Genomic DNA, 15,601 nt, shown 5'->3' with positions numbered 1-15,601 from the left:
TAATTGACCTATCTACCAGATGATTTTAGAAAGTTTAGTTTTAAATAGGTTTATCGTAAAGTCCTATAACCCTGTTTTTGAGTTTAGTTTTAGGTACTTTCATCATGATTAATCCTTAAATTCTGGTTTATTGTTGCTGCTGTTGTTGCTGTTGTTGCATTGCTTCCATATATTGCTGGTAACTGTTTTGTTTAATGGCTGTTGCAGTAGCCATTTCTGATGGTTTTGAATAGTTGACTTCTTTCGGCTGAAAATAATTTTCATTATCACTAAAGTCGTCATCATTATAGCCAACAGATACATTTACTTCCATAATGTGCTCAAGACCGCCTTTATATACTCCTTTTACCGGAGAGCAATTGGTGAAATTGCGTCCAACTGCCAGGCGAACATGCTTTTCATTGGCTATACAATTGTTTGTAGGGTCTAAGCCCAACCACCCATATTCAGGTATATAAGCTTCTGCCCATGCATGGGTAGCGCCTTCACCTCGCATGCCATCTTTATTTGGGCAAATATATCCACTTACATAACGTGCAGGGATCCCAGTTAAGCGTAGCATTGCGGTAAGCACGTGTGCAAAATCCTGGCAAACACCAGCTTTTAGTTTTAAAATTTCATCAATAGTGGTATCTACTGCTGTGATTCCTTTGATGTATTCAAAATGCTGAAAAACATGTGCGCAGTATTTAATAGCGGTTTGATAGGGGGTATCTTCGGGAGTTTTAATTTGCTGTGCCGTTTCTTTCAATTGAATAATTCCATCAAAGGATTCCTGACGAAGGTAATCGATGTATGGGACCTCATATTTCATCAAGTCCAAACTATTCCATTGTTCACTGCTAAACATATCGTCTTGCGGAAGTGGTTTTGGGAAAGTCTCTACACAAACCTTTGAAAATATTTTCAACTGGTTATGTGGTTCATTTTGAGTAAATGTGCCTACTTCATTTCCATAATAATCGATAAATATTTCTATTTCCGGACTTCCAGATATATTCAAATCATGTTTCACCACTTTTTGAAAATCATCTTTAATGGGGAACAGGATAATCTGGTTTGCACTATCACGAATAGGCAATTCATATTTGTAATTGGTAATATGTTTGATTTTAAATATTGGCATAATAAATGGTTAAGTAAGGGTACAAATTCATTGCATTATGAATTTGCAAAGTAATATTCGTTCAGTAGGTTCCCGATACCAAAAAGCTCTGTCTTAATATCAGTTAAATAAAGATGAAGCTGATCATCTGCCATGGTATTTACTGAGCTGTAAGTAATCATGCTTTTTAGCCTTCCTATTTTAAAGGATAAATTATTATAATCTGCAATATTGCTTTCACTTTTAAGTCTACTGAAATAACGCTCAATATTGTTCATCGAATAAAGTGCAGACCTTGGGAAATCGTTATTAAGCATCACCAATTCGATGATGTTCTTAGCATCAAATCCCTGTCTGTAAGTTTTAAGGTAGAGTTCATAGCCACCTAGCGAAAGTAGCAAGTGTTTCCAATAGGCTATATCTGTAAGTAAATCGGGATTGGTGCTGATGGAACTGAACTTAATATCTAAAATATCGATTGATTGGATGCTTCTTTCCAGGTGTTTACCAATCTTCATAAAGCTTCTGCTTTCACCACGTTCCATGGTGCTATCTGCCGTTCCATGATAGAGCATTACCTGCTTAATTAAAATGTCCAGGGCAGTAATGGGGTCGTCTTTTTGCACATACCATAGCAATTTTTCATCCTTTACGGTATGATAATATTCATTCAGGCATTGCCATAGGTCTTTTGGAATATGTTCTTGTACACTTCTGGCATTTTCTCTGGCCAATGTTACAATATTTAAAATCGAATTGGGATTTTCCTTGTTTAATAGTAAGTATTCAATTACCGCTCTGCTATCGTGCTGGATATTCAAAAGTTCATGCTCATCATCCGAAGAAAAAATCCGAATGACAGGTTTCCATGTAAACTCCTGAATGGTATCTTGTGAGGAGGCATAATTGATTTTTAACATGCGCAGCATACCATCACTGCGTTCTACATACCTGCTTAACCAATATAAGCTTGATGCTACTCTACTTAACATATCTGTAATTTAAGAAGTTAAAACCCAGGTATCTTTACTGCCTCCACCTTGAGAACTATTTACCACCAGCGAGCCTTCTTTGAGGGCTACACGCGTTAATCCGCCAGGTACAATTGAAATTCCATCAGGTCCGTTTAAAGCAAAAGGGCGAAGATCTATTCTTCTTGGCGCCAGTTTGCCATTAATAAAACACGGTGCAGATGAAAGGCTGATGGTGGGCTGGGCAATAAAATTTCTTGGATCTTTGAGGATCTCGATTTTATATGCTTCGGTTTCTTCTTCTGATGCCGCATGTCCCATTAACATTCCATAACCGCCACTTCCATTGGTTTTCTTTACAACCATTTTGTTGATGTTAGCGAAAACATAATCAAGTTCATCACGGTTACTCAATTGGTAAGTAGGTACATTCTTTAAAATGGGTTCTTCATTCAGGTAGTATTTAATCATATCCGGAACATAAGTGTAAACGGCCTTATCATCGGCAACACCATTTCCTACTGCATTTACAATAGCCACATTTCCTTTGCGATATACGCCCATTAAACCTGCAACACCTAATACACTGTTCGGGTTAAATACTAACGGGTCTAGATAATCATCATCTACCCGCCTGTAGATAACATCAACCTGTTGCAGTCCTGTGGTTGTTTTCATAAACACGTTATGGTTTTTTACCACCAGATCGCGGCCCTCTACTAATTCTACACCCATTAAACGTGCTAATGTGGTGTGTTCATAGTATGCAGAATTGTACATGCCAGGGCTCAGTAATACAATGGTAGGATTGGAGACGGCCCGGGGAGAAAGTGCCATGAGATTTTTATAGAGAATAGCCGGATATTCTGTTACGCTCCTTACGCCACACTGCGGAATTAAATCAGGAAAAAGTCTTTTAGTGATCTCCCTGTTTTCTAGCATGTAACTTACACCAGAAGGCGTACGTAGATTATCTTCCAATACATAGAAAGTACCATCATGATCGCGAATTAAATCGATACCAGCAATATGGATATAAATATCGTGTAGAACGTTTACATGGTGCATTTCTCTTAAAAAATGCGGACAGGAATAAATTACGTTGATTGGTACAATCTGATCTTTGAGGATAAACTGATTGCTGTAAACATCTTTTAAAAAAAGATTTAATGCTTTAAGCCGTTGTGTGATTCCTTTTTCTATAAATGCCCATTCACTGGAGGTGATGATTCGTGGAATAATATCAAAAGGGAAAATTTTTTCTATACCCTCACCACTATCGTAAACAGTGAAGGTGATACCTTGACTCATAAAGAGCTTTTTAGCTAATTCTTCCTTCTTGTTTAAATTTTCAAGTGATTCTTTTGAAAAGTTATTGATGAAGTTTTGATAGTGATTTCGATAATGATCACTACTTAAAAACATTTCATCATAAATTTGCGGGTGATTTAAGTAATTTTTTATAAAATTTTCGATCATTTGACTTAAATATTTCCTTAAAGTATGATTTTAAGTGAATAAATCATATTTAATTTCAAAATAATTATTGATTATTGTTTCATTTTAAATTTTTAATGCTTATTTTGATGTAATCATTAATTATTTTAATAATTTATTTTATTTTTATTGATAAATGTCTTGATTTTATCAATAAAATTGCTACTTTTGAATGCTCGTTAATTATTATTATATATTTGGTTTAAAAAAAGCGCTGGCAACGGCGCTTTTTTTACAGATCTAGAAAGACTTATTCATAATCAACATAAACCAAACAACCTAAACCAAAAGAAGCTTCCAGGGTAACCCACTGGAAGCTTTCTTTTTCTAAAGCATTTCTATAAGTTTTATGCTTAAAGTAAATAATAATATATTCTGAAATTAACTTATGGATTGGTATATACTATTAGCCCTAAGTTTTATCTCTTCAATTTGTTAATACCATTGAATTTATAGGAATTAGTTTTGGTTGTTAAGATACCAACCGATAGATGGGGGGTAACATTTGGAAGCTTTCTTTTTTAAGCATTCTTCACTTATAAATCATTAGGCTGGTTTATGCATGAACTCGGTAAGAATATGTAAGAATAGAATTTGAAATTGTTATATATGAAAAAAGCTATCTCAATTTTCATCAAGATAGCTTCAATTATATGTTTTGTTAGTGATTAATTAATCTTCTGAATAGGTGATATCATTAACATGTTTGTCAATTTCCCATCTTCCTGTTCCTTCTTCGCCAATTACTTCGAACAATTCTAAAGCACGGCGGGCTTTGTATTCTTCTTCACGTTGTTCTTTCAAGAACCAGTTTAAGAATTCCATTGTTACAAAATCTTGTTCCTTCAAACATCTTGAAGCTAAGTTTTTAAAACTTTGTGTAATGGCAATTTCAGCTTCAAGGGCATCTTCAAAAACTTCTCTGAATCCAGCAAAGTCCGTTTTAATGCCGGTAACTTCAGGAGAGATTGCATTTCCTCCCATATCTAAAACATACTTGAATAATTTCAATTGGTGCATTCTTTCTTCTTCAGATTGTTTAGTGAAATAATCTGAAGAGAAGTCATAACCATTTTGGTTACACCATGATGCCATTGATAAATATAGTGATGAAGAGTGTGCCTCCTTTTTAATCTGCTGATTTAAAAGTGTTTCAATATCCTCAGATATTAAACATTTAATACGCATTAAATCTTTCATAATTTCTGTGCTTTAATAACAATACAAATGTAACACAGAATTGTTCATTATTGTAAATTATTTACTATATGAAATTAGTCTAAATTGCTGATAAGTAGGTATTTATAATGAGTTTAAATAGTGATAAAGATATGTGAAAGTAAATTGAAGATAGAAGGTAATAACGCCAAACGGATACTAATTGGGAGACAGGGGGATAGCTGGCTTTAACAGCCTACAATTATCATTGAATAGTATCATGTAATGAATATCAATCTTTTGCCAACGAACTTATGGGTTAATAAACCAGCCTGTAAAGGCAGTCGTTCACTATATGATTTAAGTTAAACATGGTAAAAGTACCATGCAATAAATCTTTTAAGGCAATAATTTCTAATGCATTTAATAAATAGACATGCTCACATCCATTAAAGGTAACCAACTCGAAATCGGCTCTATGGGTATTGAGTAGGAGTGCCTCGATATCGATTTCCTCTACAACTTTCTTCAATTTTTGAAGTGAAAGGCAATTGTAACGGGCAAATTTTCCGCCAAAATCTACGTAAAAGCAGTTTAGCTTATCAGATTGATAAACCGCCCCTTCGTAGTTTGAGAATACGTTAATTAATTGATTAATATCGATACACGCTTTTTCCATCTCTTGCAAAACTGGTCATTATTTAGATTAAATACAAATAAAATGTAAAAAAAAATCTTTTATCATTTATTGTAATGCTCTGTCATATTAGATCGATAGGATCATTAAAGATAAGCTATTAAGTATAATTTCAGGTTACTGAATGGTGTAGACCATGTGATAATATAAGCCGCCTATAAATAATTTTTGATTTTGTATGCTGAATGCTTTATTCTGATAGAGTTTTAAAGCTTTTTGGTTCTCCATTTCCACTAACAAGCCGATGCGTTTGTGGCCCATGCTTTTTCCCCATTCAATGCCAGCTTTAATTAAAGCCTTACCAATTCCTTTTCCCTGGGCTTCGGGATGAACACTAATGGTATCCAGGTAAAATTCTCCCGCCTCTGTTTCAGGTTCTGGATGGAAATTTAGAAGATTATAATTTTTGGTCAGGTGATCTAGGAAAGTTTTTCTCAATTCAAAGAGTTTGCCTCCATCATAAGCATTAATCGAGCCCAATACCTGATCATTTTCTATAAATACTAAAGTGTTCTCGTAGCTATATTGGTTATGTTTTTGTTTAAAGAAATGTTCAAATAATTGTTCTATGATTTTGGGATCACTGGAGTTTGCAAATTTACCAGCCAATTCATCCATGGCCTGAATGATTAGTGGGACAACAAATTTCGAATCGGAAGGTTCTGCTGGCCTGATCATTTAAATATCGCTCAGGTTAAAGGTTTCTGCTACTCTCACGCCTTTTTCTGTTCTTTGAAGGGTACAGCATTCATGAATGGGATCGTGTTCTAAAAATAAGATATAGTTCTGATCTACTGCTTCTTCGAGAAAAGCTTTTTTTTCAGTTAGTGTTTTCAAAGGAAACATATCATAAGCCATCACATAAGGTAATGGCAAATGTCCAACAGAAGGTAATAGGTCTGCCACATAAACTATTGTTCTTCCTTTATAATTGATTTTTGGCAGCATCATCGCGTCAGTATGGCCATAAGCAAAACCAATGTTGATGTTTGGTTGCCAATTTATATTTTCTACTTGATCTATAAACTTAAGTTGTCCGCTTTCTTGTATGGGCAAAATGTTCTCCTTAAGAAAAGAGGCCTTCTCACGTGCATTCGGTTCAATAGCCCATTGCCAATGTTTTTCATTGCTCCAGTAAGTAGCTTTATTAAAAGATGGAAGGAGTTTATCTTTTTCACGAACTACAGCTCCACCAACATGGTCGAAATGAAGATGCGTGAGGAACACGTCTGTGATATCCGATAGATTAAAACCTAATTTACCGAGAGATTTTTCCATTGAATCGTCTCCATGCAGATCATAATGACTGAAAAATTTTTCATCCTGCTTATTTCCAATTCCCGTATCTACAAGAATAAGTTTGTTTCCATCTTCAATCAACAGACACCGCATAGCCCAGGTACATAAATTGTTTGCATCAGCAGGATTGGTTTTTTGCCAGATGGTTTTAGGGACAACGCCAAACATTGCGCCGCCGTCTAATTTAAAAAGCCCGGTATTGATGGTGTGGAGTTTCATGTGGTTAGGTGGTTAGGTGGTTAGGTGGTTAGGTGGTTAGGTGGTTAGGAAATAAACCGGTAAAATTACAAAACCCTTTAGAACAATCTAAAGGGTTTTGTGATTTTTACTAATGACTAATGACTAATGACTAATGACTAATGACTAATGACTACAAATGGATCACTTCACCATATGCATCAGCAGCAGCTTCCATGATGGCTTCGCTCATGGTTGGGTGGGGGTGAACCGATTTAATCATTTCATGACCTGTAGTTTCCAATTTACGGGCAACAACAATTTCAGCGATCATTTCAGTAACGTTAGTACCAATCATGTGTGCGCCTAATAATTCGCCATATTTAGCATCAAAAATTAATTTAACAAAGCCATCTTTTGCACCGGCAGCACTTGCTTTACCTGAGGCAGAAAATGGAAATTTGCCTATTTTTAATTCATAACCTGCTGCTTTCGCTGCTTTCTCTGTATAACCAACAGAGGCAATTTCAGGTGTGCAATAAGTACAGCCCGGGATATTGTTATAATCTAAAGGCTCGGCATGCTGACCAGCAATTTTTTCTACACAGATAATGCCTTCTGCAGATGCTACGTGCGCTAGCGCTTGTCCGCTAACCACATCGCCAATAGCATAATAGCCTTTTACCGAAGTATTATAAAACTCATCCGTAACAATTTTCCCTTTTTCAGTTTTGATTCCAGTTTCTTCTAAACCAATGTTTTCAATGTTAGCCACAATTCCAGCTGCAGAAAGTACAATGTCTGCCTCGATGGTTTGCATACCTGAAGCTGTTTTAACTGAAACTTTACAACCTGAACCACTTGTGTCTACTGATTCCACCGAAGCAGAAGTCATCACATCTATACCCACTTTTTTAAGGCTACGCAATAACTGCTTAGAAACATCTTCATCCTCTACAGGTACAACGTTTTCCATAAATTCAACAATGGTTACCTTAGTGCCCATTGTAGCATAGAAATAGGCAAATTCAACACCTATAGCGCCTGAACCTACAACAACCATGCTTTTTGGTAATTCTGGAAGTACCATGGCCTGGCGATAGCCGATGATTTTTTTGCCATCCTGTTTCAGGTTAGGCAATTCTCTTGAACGGGCACCTGTAGCAATGATGATATTTTTAGCTGTCAATTCTTTTTGAGAACCATCAGCACCTTTAACTTCTAATTTGTTTCCTGGTTTCACTTTACCAGTACCCATGATCACGTCGATCTTGTTTTTCTTCATTAAAAACTGAACGCCTTTGCTCATACCATCTGCAACACCACGACTGCGTTTTACTACAGCTGCAAAATCTGCAGTCGCTTCGGCAGTAGTGATTCCATAATCTGCTGCATGATTAATATATTCAAAAACCTGTGCACTTTTTAGTAACGCTTTAGTTGGGATACAGCCCCAGTTTAAGCAAATGCCACCTAGTGATTCACGCTCTACAATAGCAACTTTCATTCCTAATTGAGAGGCTCTGATTGCAGCTACATAGCCACCTGGGCCGCTGCCTAAAACAATAACATCGTAATTCATATCTATTATATAGAGATTTGCTTTTTAATTGTTTCTTTTATTGATGTAAACTTCTAATGAAAAAGTCACAAATCGAACAGGCTGATCTCCTTTGGATATCTTTAATGTTCTGATATTACCTGACTGAGCGTTTTCATTTACTCAACAACAGCCCAAAACTAAAAAAAAAATGTTAATTGATGCGTTGATTATTTCGATAGTAATGTAAAAACTACAAAATTTACAATGAGGTTTTGTTTAAGGCTCCTCCGTATGGTTTATATTGTTTTGCCATTTATTAAAAAGTATTCCAGAAAATTTGCCTACGCTAATAAATTAATTCCAATTATGTCAAAACCTCTTATTGTTACTTCTTATTATAAGAAATTAATATGGATGTATTTTATTGTTTGGTAAAATCCTTAAGAATCATGATCGTTAAGAACGATAATTAGTGAACTGTTAGATTTATTTAGAATTTACTGCATTATTTTTAAGTTTTAATTCAGTTTTATGGTAATTATTTAGTTGTTTAAGCAATCCTTTGATAAAGTGAAAGTTATGATGTTAAATAGAGAACTGAATTGTTGAAAAGTTTTGAGTTTGTTAACGTAAATTTAACATTGCATGTTAAAATGTGTTAAATTTTAATACATACATTTGCAGCAATAAAATCACCCCAATTTATTATTCAACAACAAAAACATTAAAAAACAAAGGATGAAAAAAACTTTACTATTTAAGATTGTAGTAATTGTTCTTGCTTTTGTAGGTTTTATATCTGTTGCAAATGCACAGGTAACTACATCTTCAATGACAGGTACTATCAAGGATGCCAAAGGTGCCCTACCTGGTGCAAGTGTAAAAGCTACCCATACCCCAACCGGAACAGTTTATTCTGTGTCAACAAATAATGATGGCCGTTTTACTATTGGTGGTATGCGTGTAGGTGGCCCATACACAGTTGAAATTAGTTTTGTTGGTTACAGACCAGAAAAAGCTACCGATATTTATTTAAAATTAGGTGAGCCGTTTGTGCTGAACCCAATATTAGTAGATAACAGTTCGACTTTGAGTGAAGTAAAAGTAATAGGACAAAGTGCAAATAGTGTTTTGAATTCGAACAGAAGTGGTACTTCAACTGTTATTAATAAAACACAAATTCAAAGTTTACCAACCATTTCACGTAGTGTTAATGATTTAACGCGTTTAACGCCACAAGCAAATGGTACTTCAATCGGTGGTGGTAATTATCGTTCTAATAACTTTACAGTTGATGGAGCAAACTTTAATAACCAATTTGGTATTGGTCAAAATATTCCTGCTGGTGGATCTCCAATTTCAATTGATGCATTAGAGCAAATCTCCATTAATGTAACGCCATTTGATGTTCGTCAAACTGGTTTTACGGGTGGTTCTGTTACTGCTGTTACCCGCTCAGGAACTAATACTTTTTCTGGAAATGCTTTTTATACCATGCGTGGTGATGATCAACAAGGTAAAAGAATCGGAGAAACCTACAGAATTCAAACGCTTCAAAAACTTGACGAGAAAAATTATGGTTTTAGTTTAGGTGGGCCAATCGTAAAAGATAAATTGTTTTTCTTTGTGAATTATGAGAAAAAACATACCATTCAGCCAGGTACTACTAAAATCGCTGCTACTTTAAGTCAGCCTTTTGGTAGTATCAGTACAGTTGCTAAGCCAACAGCAGATTTTTTAAATACTGTTTCTTCTTATTTAAATGCTAAATATGGTTATCAAACAGGTCCTTATCAAGGTTATTCTAATACTAGCGATAATGAAAAAATGTTTGCCCGTTTAGATTGGAACATCTCTAAAAATCATCGGTTTAGTGTAAGATATAACCAAGTTGAAAGTCAATCGCCTTCAAATTTAAGTACTTCAACTACAGGTTCTGGTATCACATTTGGTGCTACATCAAACAGAGCTTCAGTTAACGCTTTATCTTTTTTCAATTCTAATTATTATCAAGCTGCCAACTTATATTCAGGCGTAGCTGAATTAACTTCATCTTTTGGAAGTAAAATAACTAACGTGGCAAGAGCTACTTATTCACATCAAAATGATCCTAGAACATCTGATAGTTCTCCCTTTCCTTTGGTTGATATATTAGATGGTACTAATGTTGCTACAACTTTCGGTTATGAGCCATTTACTTATGGTAACTTAAGAGATGTTAAGGGATATACTTATAGTGATGATTTAAGCTTGGCTTTAGGTAAACATAACATTACCTTAGGTTTGCAGGCAGAATTCAGTACAACTAAAAACGGTTTCCAACGTTTTGGTACAGGTTATTATGTATTTAATTCATGGGCTGATTTTGTAAACAATGCAAAACCTGCAAATTATGCAGTTACTTATCCATTAACAGCAGATGGTTCACAAGCTTATCCAAGTTTTAAATTCAATCAATACTCTGCTTACTTGCAAGATGAATTTACGGTATCGGATCGTTTAAAATTAACGGCTGGTTTACGTGTTGAACAGGCATCTTATCCCGATGTTTCAGAAGTTAGAACACATCCTTTAGTTGCAGGTTTAAATTTTGCAGGTCAAAAAGTTGATACTGGCCTTTTACCAGAAAACAGAATTTCTTACTCTCCACGTTTCGGATTTAACTGGAATGTATTTGGAGATAGATCTTTTCAAGTTCGTGGTGGTACTGGTATTTTTACTGGTCGTATTCCATTTGTTTGGATTGTATCTCAATCGGGTGATGCTGGTTTATTACAATATACCCAAACTTATTCTGGTCAGGCAAATACTCCATATTTTAATCCTAGTATTGCGCCTAATTTATTATCAACAGCTCCAGCAGCTGGATCTTCAATTCCGAGTAGCATTAGTGTAATGTCACCAAACTTGAAGTTTCCTCAAACCTGGAAATCTAGTTTAGCATTTGATGTAAAACTACCATGGGGTATCGTTGGTACTTTAGAAGGTATTTATGGAAGAGATTTAAATGTAGCAGTTGCACAGAATATCAATTTAGTTAATCCAACTAATTTAGCTATCAGTGGTTATGGTGATACCAGACCAATGTTTCCTAGCTCAACATTTGCAAGACAGAATGTTTCTTTAACTTCTGCAGGGCAAGTTGCTACTACAGCCGCAGCTACAAGTTCATCTGGCTTCAACGTAATTCAAATGACAAATGCTAAAGGTGGTTATAACTGGCAAGCAACTGCTCAATTGACAAAACAATTTCAGGGTGGATTATCAGCCATGGTAGCTTATACTAGATCTGATCAACGTAACTATGGCGACGGTGGTGGTGATCAGCTGTTAAACTTATGGTCAATTCCACAAACTTCTGGAAATCCAAATACACCAACTTTAAGTTATTCAAGTAACTTAAACCCTGATAGAATTATCGCCAATATTTCTTATAGAAAAGCGTATTTTGGTAATCTTGCTACTTCATTTTCGTTGTTCTATGAAGGAAGCCAACAAGGTCGTTTCTCTTATACTTATAGTTCTGATTTCAACAGAGATGGTCAATCAGGCAATGATTTGATTTACATTCCAAGAGATGCATCTGAAATTACTTTCGTAGCTATTCCAGCAGGAACTTCAGGTTACGGAAGAGCATATACTGCACAAGAGCAAAGTGATGCATTCGAAGCATATATTGCACAGGATGATTATTTAAGCAAACATAGAGGCGAGTATGCTAAACGTAATGGTGGTACATCTCCTTGGAGAAATCAATTTGATTTTAGATTAACGCAGGAAGTATTCAAAAACTTTGGTAATACAAAAAATTCATTCCAATTTACAGTTGATATCTTTAATGTTGGAAATTTATTGAACCGCAAGTGGGGTAACGTAAATTTTGTTAATCAAAGTGCTATATTAGTTCCGCAAAATGTTTCATCTATTAGTAATACTACTAAGCCAACATTTAGAATGGGGGCTACCAGTAATGACTTAACGAGAACTACTTTCGGCACTTCTCAAACAATATCATCTACTTATTACATGCAATTTGGTGTTCGTTATAACTTTAATTAATAATTAATTCATACAATAATTTTCTTGAAGCCCTGACTGAAAAGTTGGGGCTTTTTTTATAATAAGCAAAGCCATTTATATGAAAATATGATTTAATGATTTTTAAGCCTATTAAGAAAAACAATAATTAAATATAGTGAACATTTAAACAAACATGCCAAATATGCTAATACAAAGGTGTAAGAGGTAGAAAAACATGGTTGGCATCTGTTTATAAAAGATAGCAAAGGGTGAGAGATTTAAAGAATTAGTTTTCTGAAAAATAGAGAGAGCATTTTTGATTTAAAAGAACAGATTTGTCTACCTTCTTCAAAGCTTCGCAAATGATTTTGCGAAGCTTTTTTGCAATTTAACGGGATTTATTGGAGCAATTTATCTGTGATATTAACAAAACCCAAGGGTAAGATTTTTTGATATAAATTCTATATTGGTTACAACTGATTTGTTGATTACGGTATATTGGTTAAGGTATTACCCATAACTGTATGTGACTAAGTTAATCTTCACACTGTATTGCTATCGTTTATTGAATTGCTTTTGCCGAACCAGAGACGAACGAGATACGAACAAGGTCCAGATGAATAGTCTGCCGAGACACTGCTGATCATGTCAAATTACAGCAGAAAGTAGGTTTATAATCCAAGCTATTGGAATAGTCAAAAAAGCTTCCCGAATGGTTTCAAGAAGCTTTTAGATGATTGGCTTTTGTAATTACTTATTTATATTGAACGCCATTCCTAAACAGCTCATTCAATACTCCAGCCAAACGGATCCCGCCCATTTCTATTCTTTTATTTGCAATAGCGATATGAGATTGGTAATATGCCTCGTCTAATTTATTATTCTTTTCAACTTCCTGATAAAGCTTTGAACTGATTTTATAACTTTCATATAACCAGTCGATTGGTGAGGCCCTTTGCCATTTTCTTATTCTGAATTTACCTACATCATCTTTTGCTACAAGCTGTGTAATGCTAAGTCCCTGATGATCTAATAATCGGCTATCCCAAAGAGAGTGCAGGTTAGTTCCTTTTCCATCAAACTGAACCTGTATAGTATTACCACCCTTATCTTCAGCACGGCTCACATGCATGGGCTGATGGGCATCTCCCACTAAATGCACGATGAATTTTAAAGCAATAATTTTCTGATCTTTAGTCGCGTTTCGATCTTTGATTATTGATTCATTTAATGCAAGTGCTGTTAACAGGTTTTCATTTTTTAAGCTTTGAATGGAATCTTTGAATCTTCGACGGCTTAAGCCCAAAGGTAGATTAACAAAATGCCATCCGGATGTATTCTTGTATTCTGGTTGATTGCGAACCTCGTCAGCCCAGGATGCCACATCTGTTAAGGTTTCTTTACCTAGCAGTTCTTTAACAGCTTGTTTAGCCTCATCATTTAGATGTTTTTCTGCAATGGAAGCAACAGTTTTGTGTCCGAAAAAGCCCCATGAGCCAAAAAGGAATGCTATGCATATGAGTACGCATGCTACAATTATTCTTTTCATGCCACGAAGATATTAATCTGTGCTGACTGGTTTTTCTTGACTTAGAAATATTACAATTCTCCTCCAATAAAAAATAGGCTTTGGTTTTATCCAAAGCCTATTCAATTATTTAATTGTAAAATCTTAATTGTAAATAAAAGTCCCCTTTTCGCTTTCTATTGTTACTTGTTTCTGTTCGCCTTTTTCTACACGACCAATTATTTGTGCGTCTATGTTAAAGCTTTTTGAGATTTCAATAATGCTTTCAGCAATCTCTTGTGGTACATAAAGCTCCATGCGGTGACCCATATTAAATACTTTATACATTTCTTTCCAGTCTGTACCTGATTGTTCTTGAATCAAAGAAAACAATGGTGGAACAGGTAACAGATTATCTTTAATAACATGGATATCATCATTAACAAAGTGGAGTACCTTGGTTTGTGCACCACCACTACAATGTACAATACCATTAATTTGCTGACGATGTTTAGCTAATATTTTTTTTATTACCGGTGCATAAGTACGGGTAGGGGATAAAACCAGCTTTCCTACGGTAATTTTGCCAAAACCTTTAATTTCGATTTCATCGGTTAATTTCTTTTGACCAGAGAAGACCAAATCAAATGGCACAGCCGGATCAAAACTTTCAGGATATTGGTTCGCTACTGATTTCTCAAAAACATCATGACGGGCTGAAGTTAATCCATTAGAACCCATTCCACCATTATATTCTGTTTCATATGTAGCTTGTCCGTATGAAGCTAAAGCCACAATAACATCACCAGGTTTAATATTGTCATTACTAATTACCTCATCACGTTTCATCCGACAGGTTACTGTAGAATCTACAATAATAGTTCTTACGAGGTCGCCAACATCAGCTGTTTCACCGCCTGTTGAATAGATGGAAATTCCTTGTTCGCGGAGATCAGCCAGAATTTCTTCTGTTCCGTTAATTACAGCAGCAATTACATCGCCAGGAATTAAATTTTTGTTCCGGCCTATTGTTGAGGAAAGCAAAATATTGTCGGTAGCACCAACGCAAATCAAATCGTCAATATTCATGATGATGGCATCTTGAGCAATACCTTTCCAAACAGAAATATCACCTGTTTCTTTCCAGTAAACGTAGGCGAGTGATGATTTTGTGCCAGCACCATCTGCATGCATGATATTGCAATAGGCTTCATCACTAGCTAAAACATCAGGAATGATTTTGCAAAATGCTTTTGGGAAAATTCCTTTATCAATATTTTTGATGGCATTATGCACATCTTCTTTTGAGGCAGAAACGCCACGCTGATTGTACCTGTTATCACTCATGTTGCGGCAAAGATAAGCTTTTGAAGGGAAACACTAAAGTTAAAAGGAGAATGGTTTAATCATTCTTTCTTGTGTTTAACCACGTTAGAAATTTAAGTAGAGAGATAAATATGTAAGTTTTACCATATAAGGAATGAAAGAACATTTAAGGTTTAATCTATCGCTAAATGAGAATGCTTTAATTATCCTTTCTTGTGTTCTGCCACCTTTAGAAATTTAAGTAGAGAGATAGATATGTTAAGTTTTACTATACAAGGAATGAAAGAATATTTAAGGTTTA

The 15,601-nt window shown here is 35.1% G+C and carries 11 protein-coding genes; 1 reads left to right on the top strand and 10 read right to left on the bottom strand.

Annotated elements, in window-relative coordinates; translation table 11 throughout:
- Window positions 1-127: 127 nt before the first annotated feature.
- From AN34_RS10215 to lpdA, 8 genes are all read right to left on the bottom strand, one after another.
- Complete coding sequence (locus AN34_RS10215) at window positions 128-1,126, bottom strand: transglutaminase family protein (RefSeq protein ID WP_029284967.1); 999 nt, start codon at window positions 1,124-1,126, stop codon at window positions 128-130.
- A 35-nt stretch (window positions 1,127-1,161) separates the two neighbouring features.
- On the bottom strand, window positions 1,162-2,097 hold the full coding sequence (locus tag AN34_RS10210; RefSeq protein ID WP_029284965.1) for an alpha-E domain-containing protein: 936 nt from the start codon (window positions 2,095-2,097) through the stop codon (window positions 1,162-1,164).
- Window positions 2,098-2,106: 9 nt separating this feature from the next.
- Window positions 2,107-3,555: a circularly permuted type 2 ATP-grasp protein gene (locus AN34_RS10205; RefSeq protein WP_029284963.1), complete on the bottom strand. Its 1,449-nt coding sequence runs from the start codon at window positions 3,553-3,555 to the stop codon at window positions 2,107-2,109.
- Between the two features lie 690 nt (window positions 3,556-4,245).
- Window positions 4,246-4,773: a ferritin gene (locus AN34_RS10200; protein WP_029284960.1), complete on the bottom strand. Its 528-nt coding sequence runs from the start codon at window positions 4,771-4,773 to the stop codon at window positions 4,246-4,248.
- Window positions 4,774-5,050: 277 nt separating this feature from the next.
- Entirely contained in the window at window positions 5,051-5,410 is a 360-nt protein-coding gene (locus AN34_RS10195; protein WP_029284958.1) for a hypothetical protein, read from the bottom strand.
- Window positions 5,411-5,545: 135 nt separating this feature from the next.
- A complete protein-coding gene (locus AN34_RS10190) occupies window positions 5,546-6,106 on the bottom strand; it encodes a GNAT family N-acetyltransferase (RefSeq protein ID WP_029284956.1) in 561 nt (186 codons plus the stop codon).
- Window positions 6,107-6,946: an MBL fold metallo-hydrolase gene (locus AN34_RS10185; RefSeq protein WP_029284954.1), complete on the bottom strand. Its 840-nt coding sequence runs from the start codon at window positions 6,944-6,946 to the stop codon at window positions 6,107-6,109.
- Window positions 6,947-7,097: 151 nt separating this feature from the next.
- Complete coding sequence (gene lpdA / locus AN34_RS10180; RefSeq protein WP_029284953.1) at window positions 7,098-8,486, bottom strand: dihydrolipoyl dehydrogenase; 1,389 nt, start codon at window positions 8,484-8,486, stop codon at window positions 7,098-7,100.
- 699 nt (window positions 8,487-9,185) lie between these two features.
- Between lpdA and AN34_RS10175 the strand changes: the two genes are divergently transcribed.
- Window positions 9,186-12,506 (top strand): carboxypeptidase regulatory-like domain-containing protein, encoded by a 3,321-nt coding sequence (locus AN34_RS10175; protein ID WP_029284950.1) that lies wholly within the window; start codon window positions 9,186-9,188, stop codon window positions 12,504-12,506.
- 715 nt (window positions 12,507-13,221) lie between these two features.
- Here AN34_RS10175 and AN34_RS10170 read toward each other — a convergent pair.
- Together AN34_RS10170 and AN34_RS10165 are read right to left on the bottom strand one after the other, a co-directional pair.
- Entirely contained in the window at window positions 13,222-14,016 is a 795-nt protein-coding gene (locus AN34_RS10170) for a S1/P1 nuclease (RefSeq protein ID WP_029284948.1), read from the bottom strand.
- Window positions 14,017-14,139: 123 nt separating this feature from the next.
- Window positions 14,140-15,321 carry an AIR synthase-related protein gene (locus AN34_RS10165; RefSeq protein WP_029284945.1) on the bottom strand — a complete coding sequence of 394 codons (1,182 nt, stop codon included), beginning with the start codon at window positions 15,319-15,321 and terminating at the stop codon, window positions 14,140-14,142.
- Window positions 15,322-15,601 lie beyond the last annotated feature (280 nt).

This window comes from Pedobacter sp. R20-19 (assembly GCF_000708265.2).
Classification (GTDB): domain Bacteria; phylum Bacteroidota; class Bacteroidia; order Sphingobacteriales; family Sphingobacteriaceae; genus Pedobacter.
This window is presented reverse-complemented; position numbering and strand designations above follow the sequence as displayed.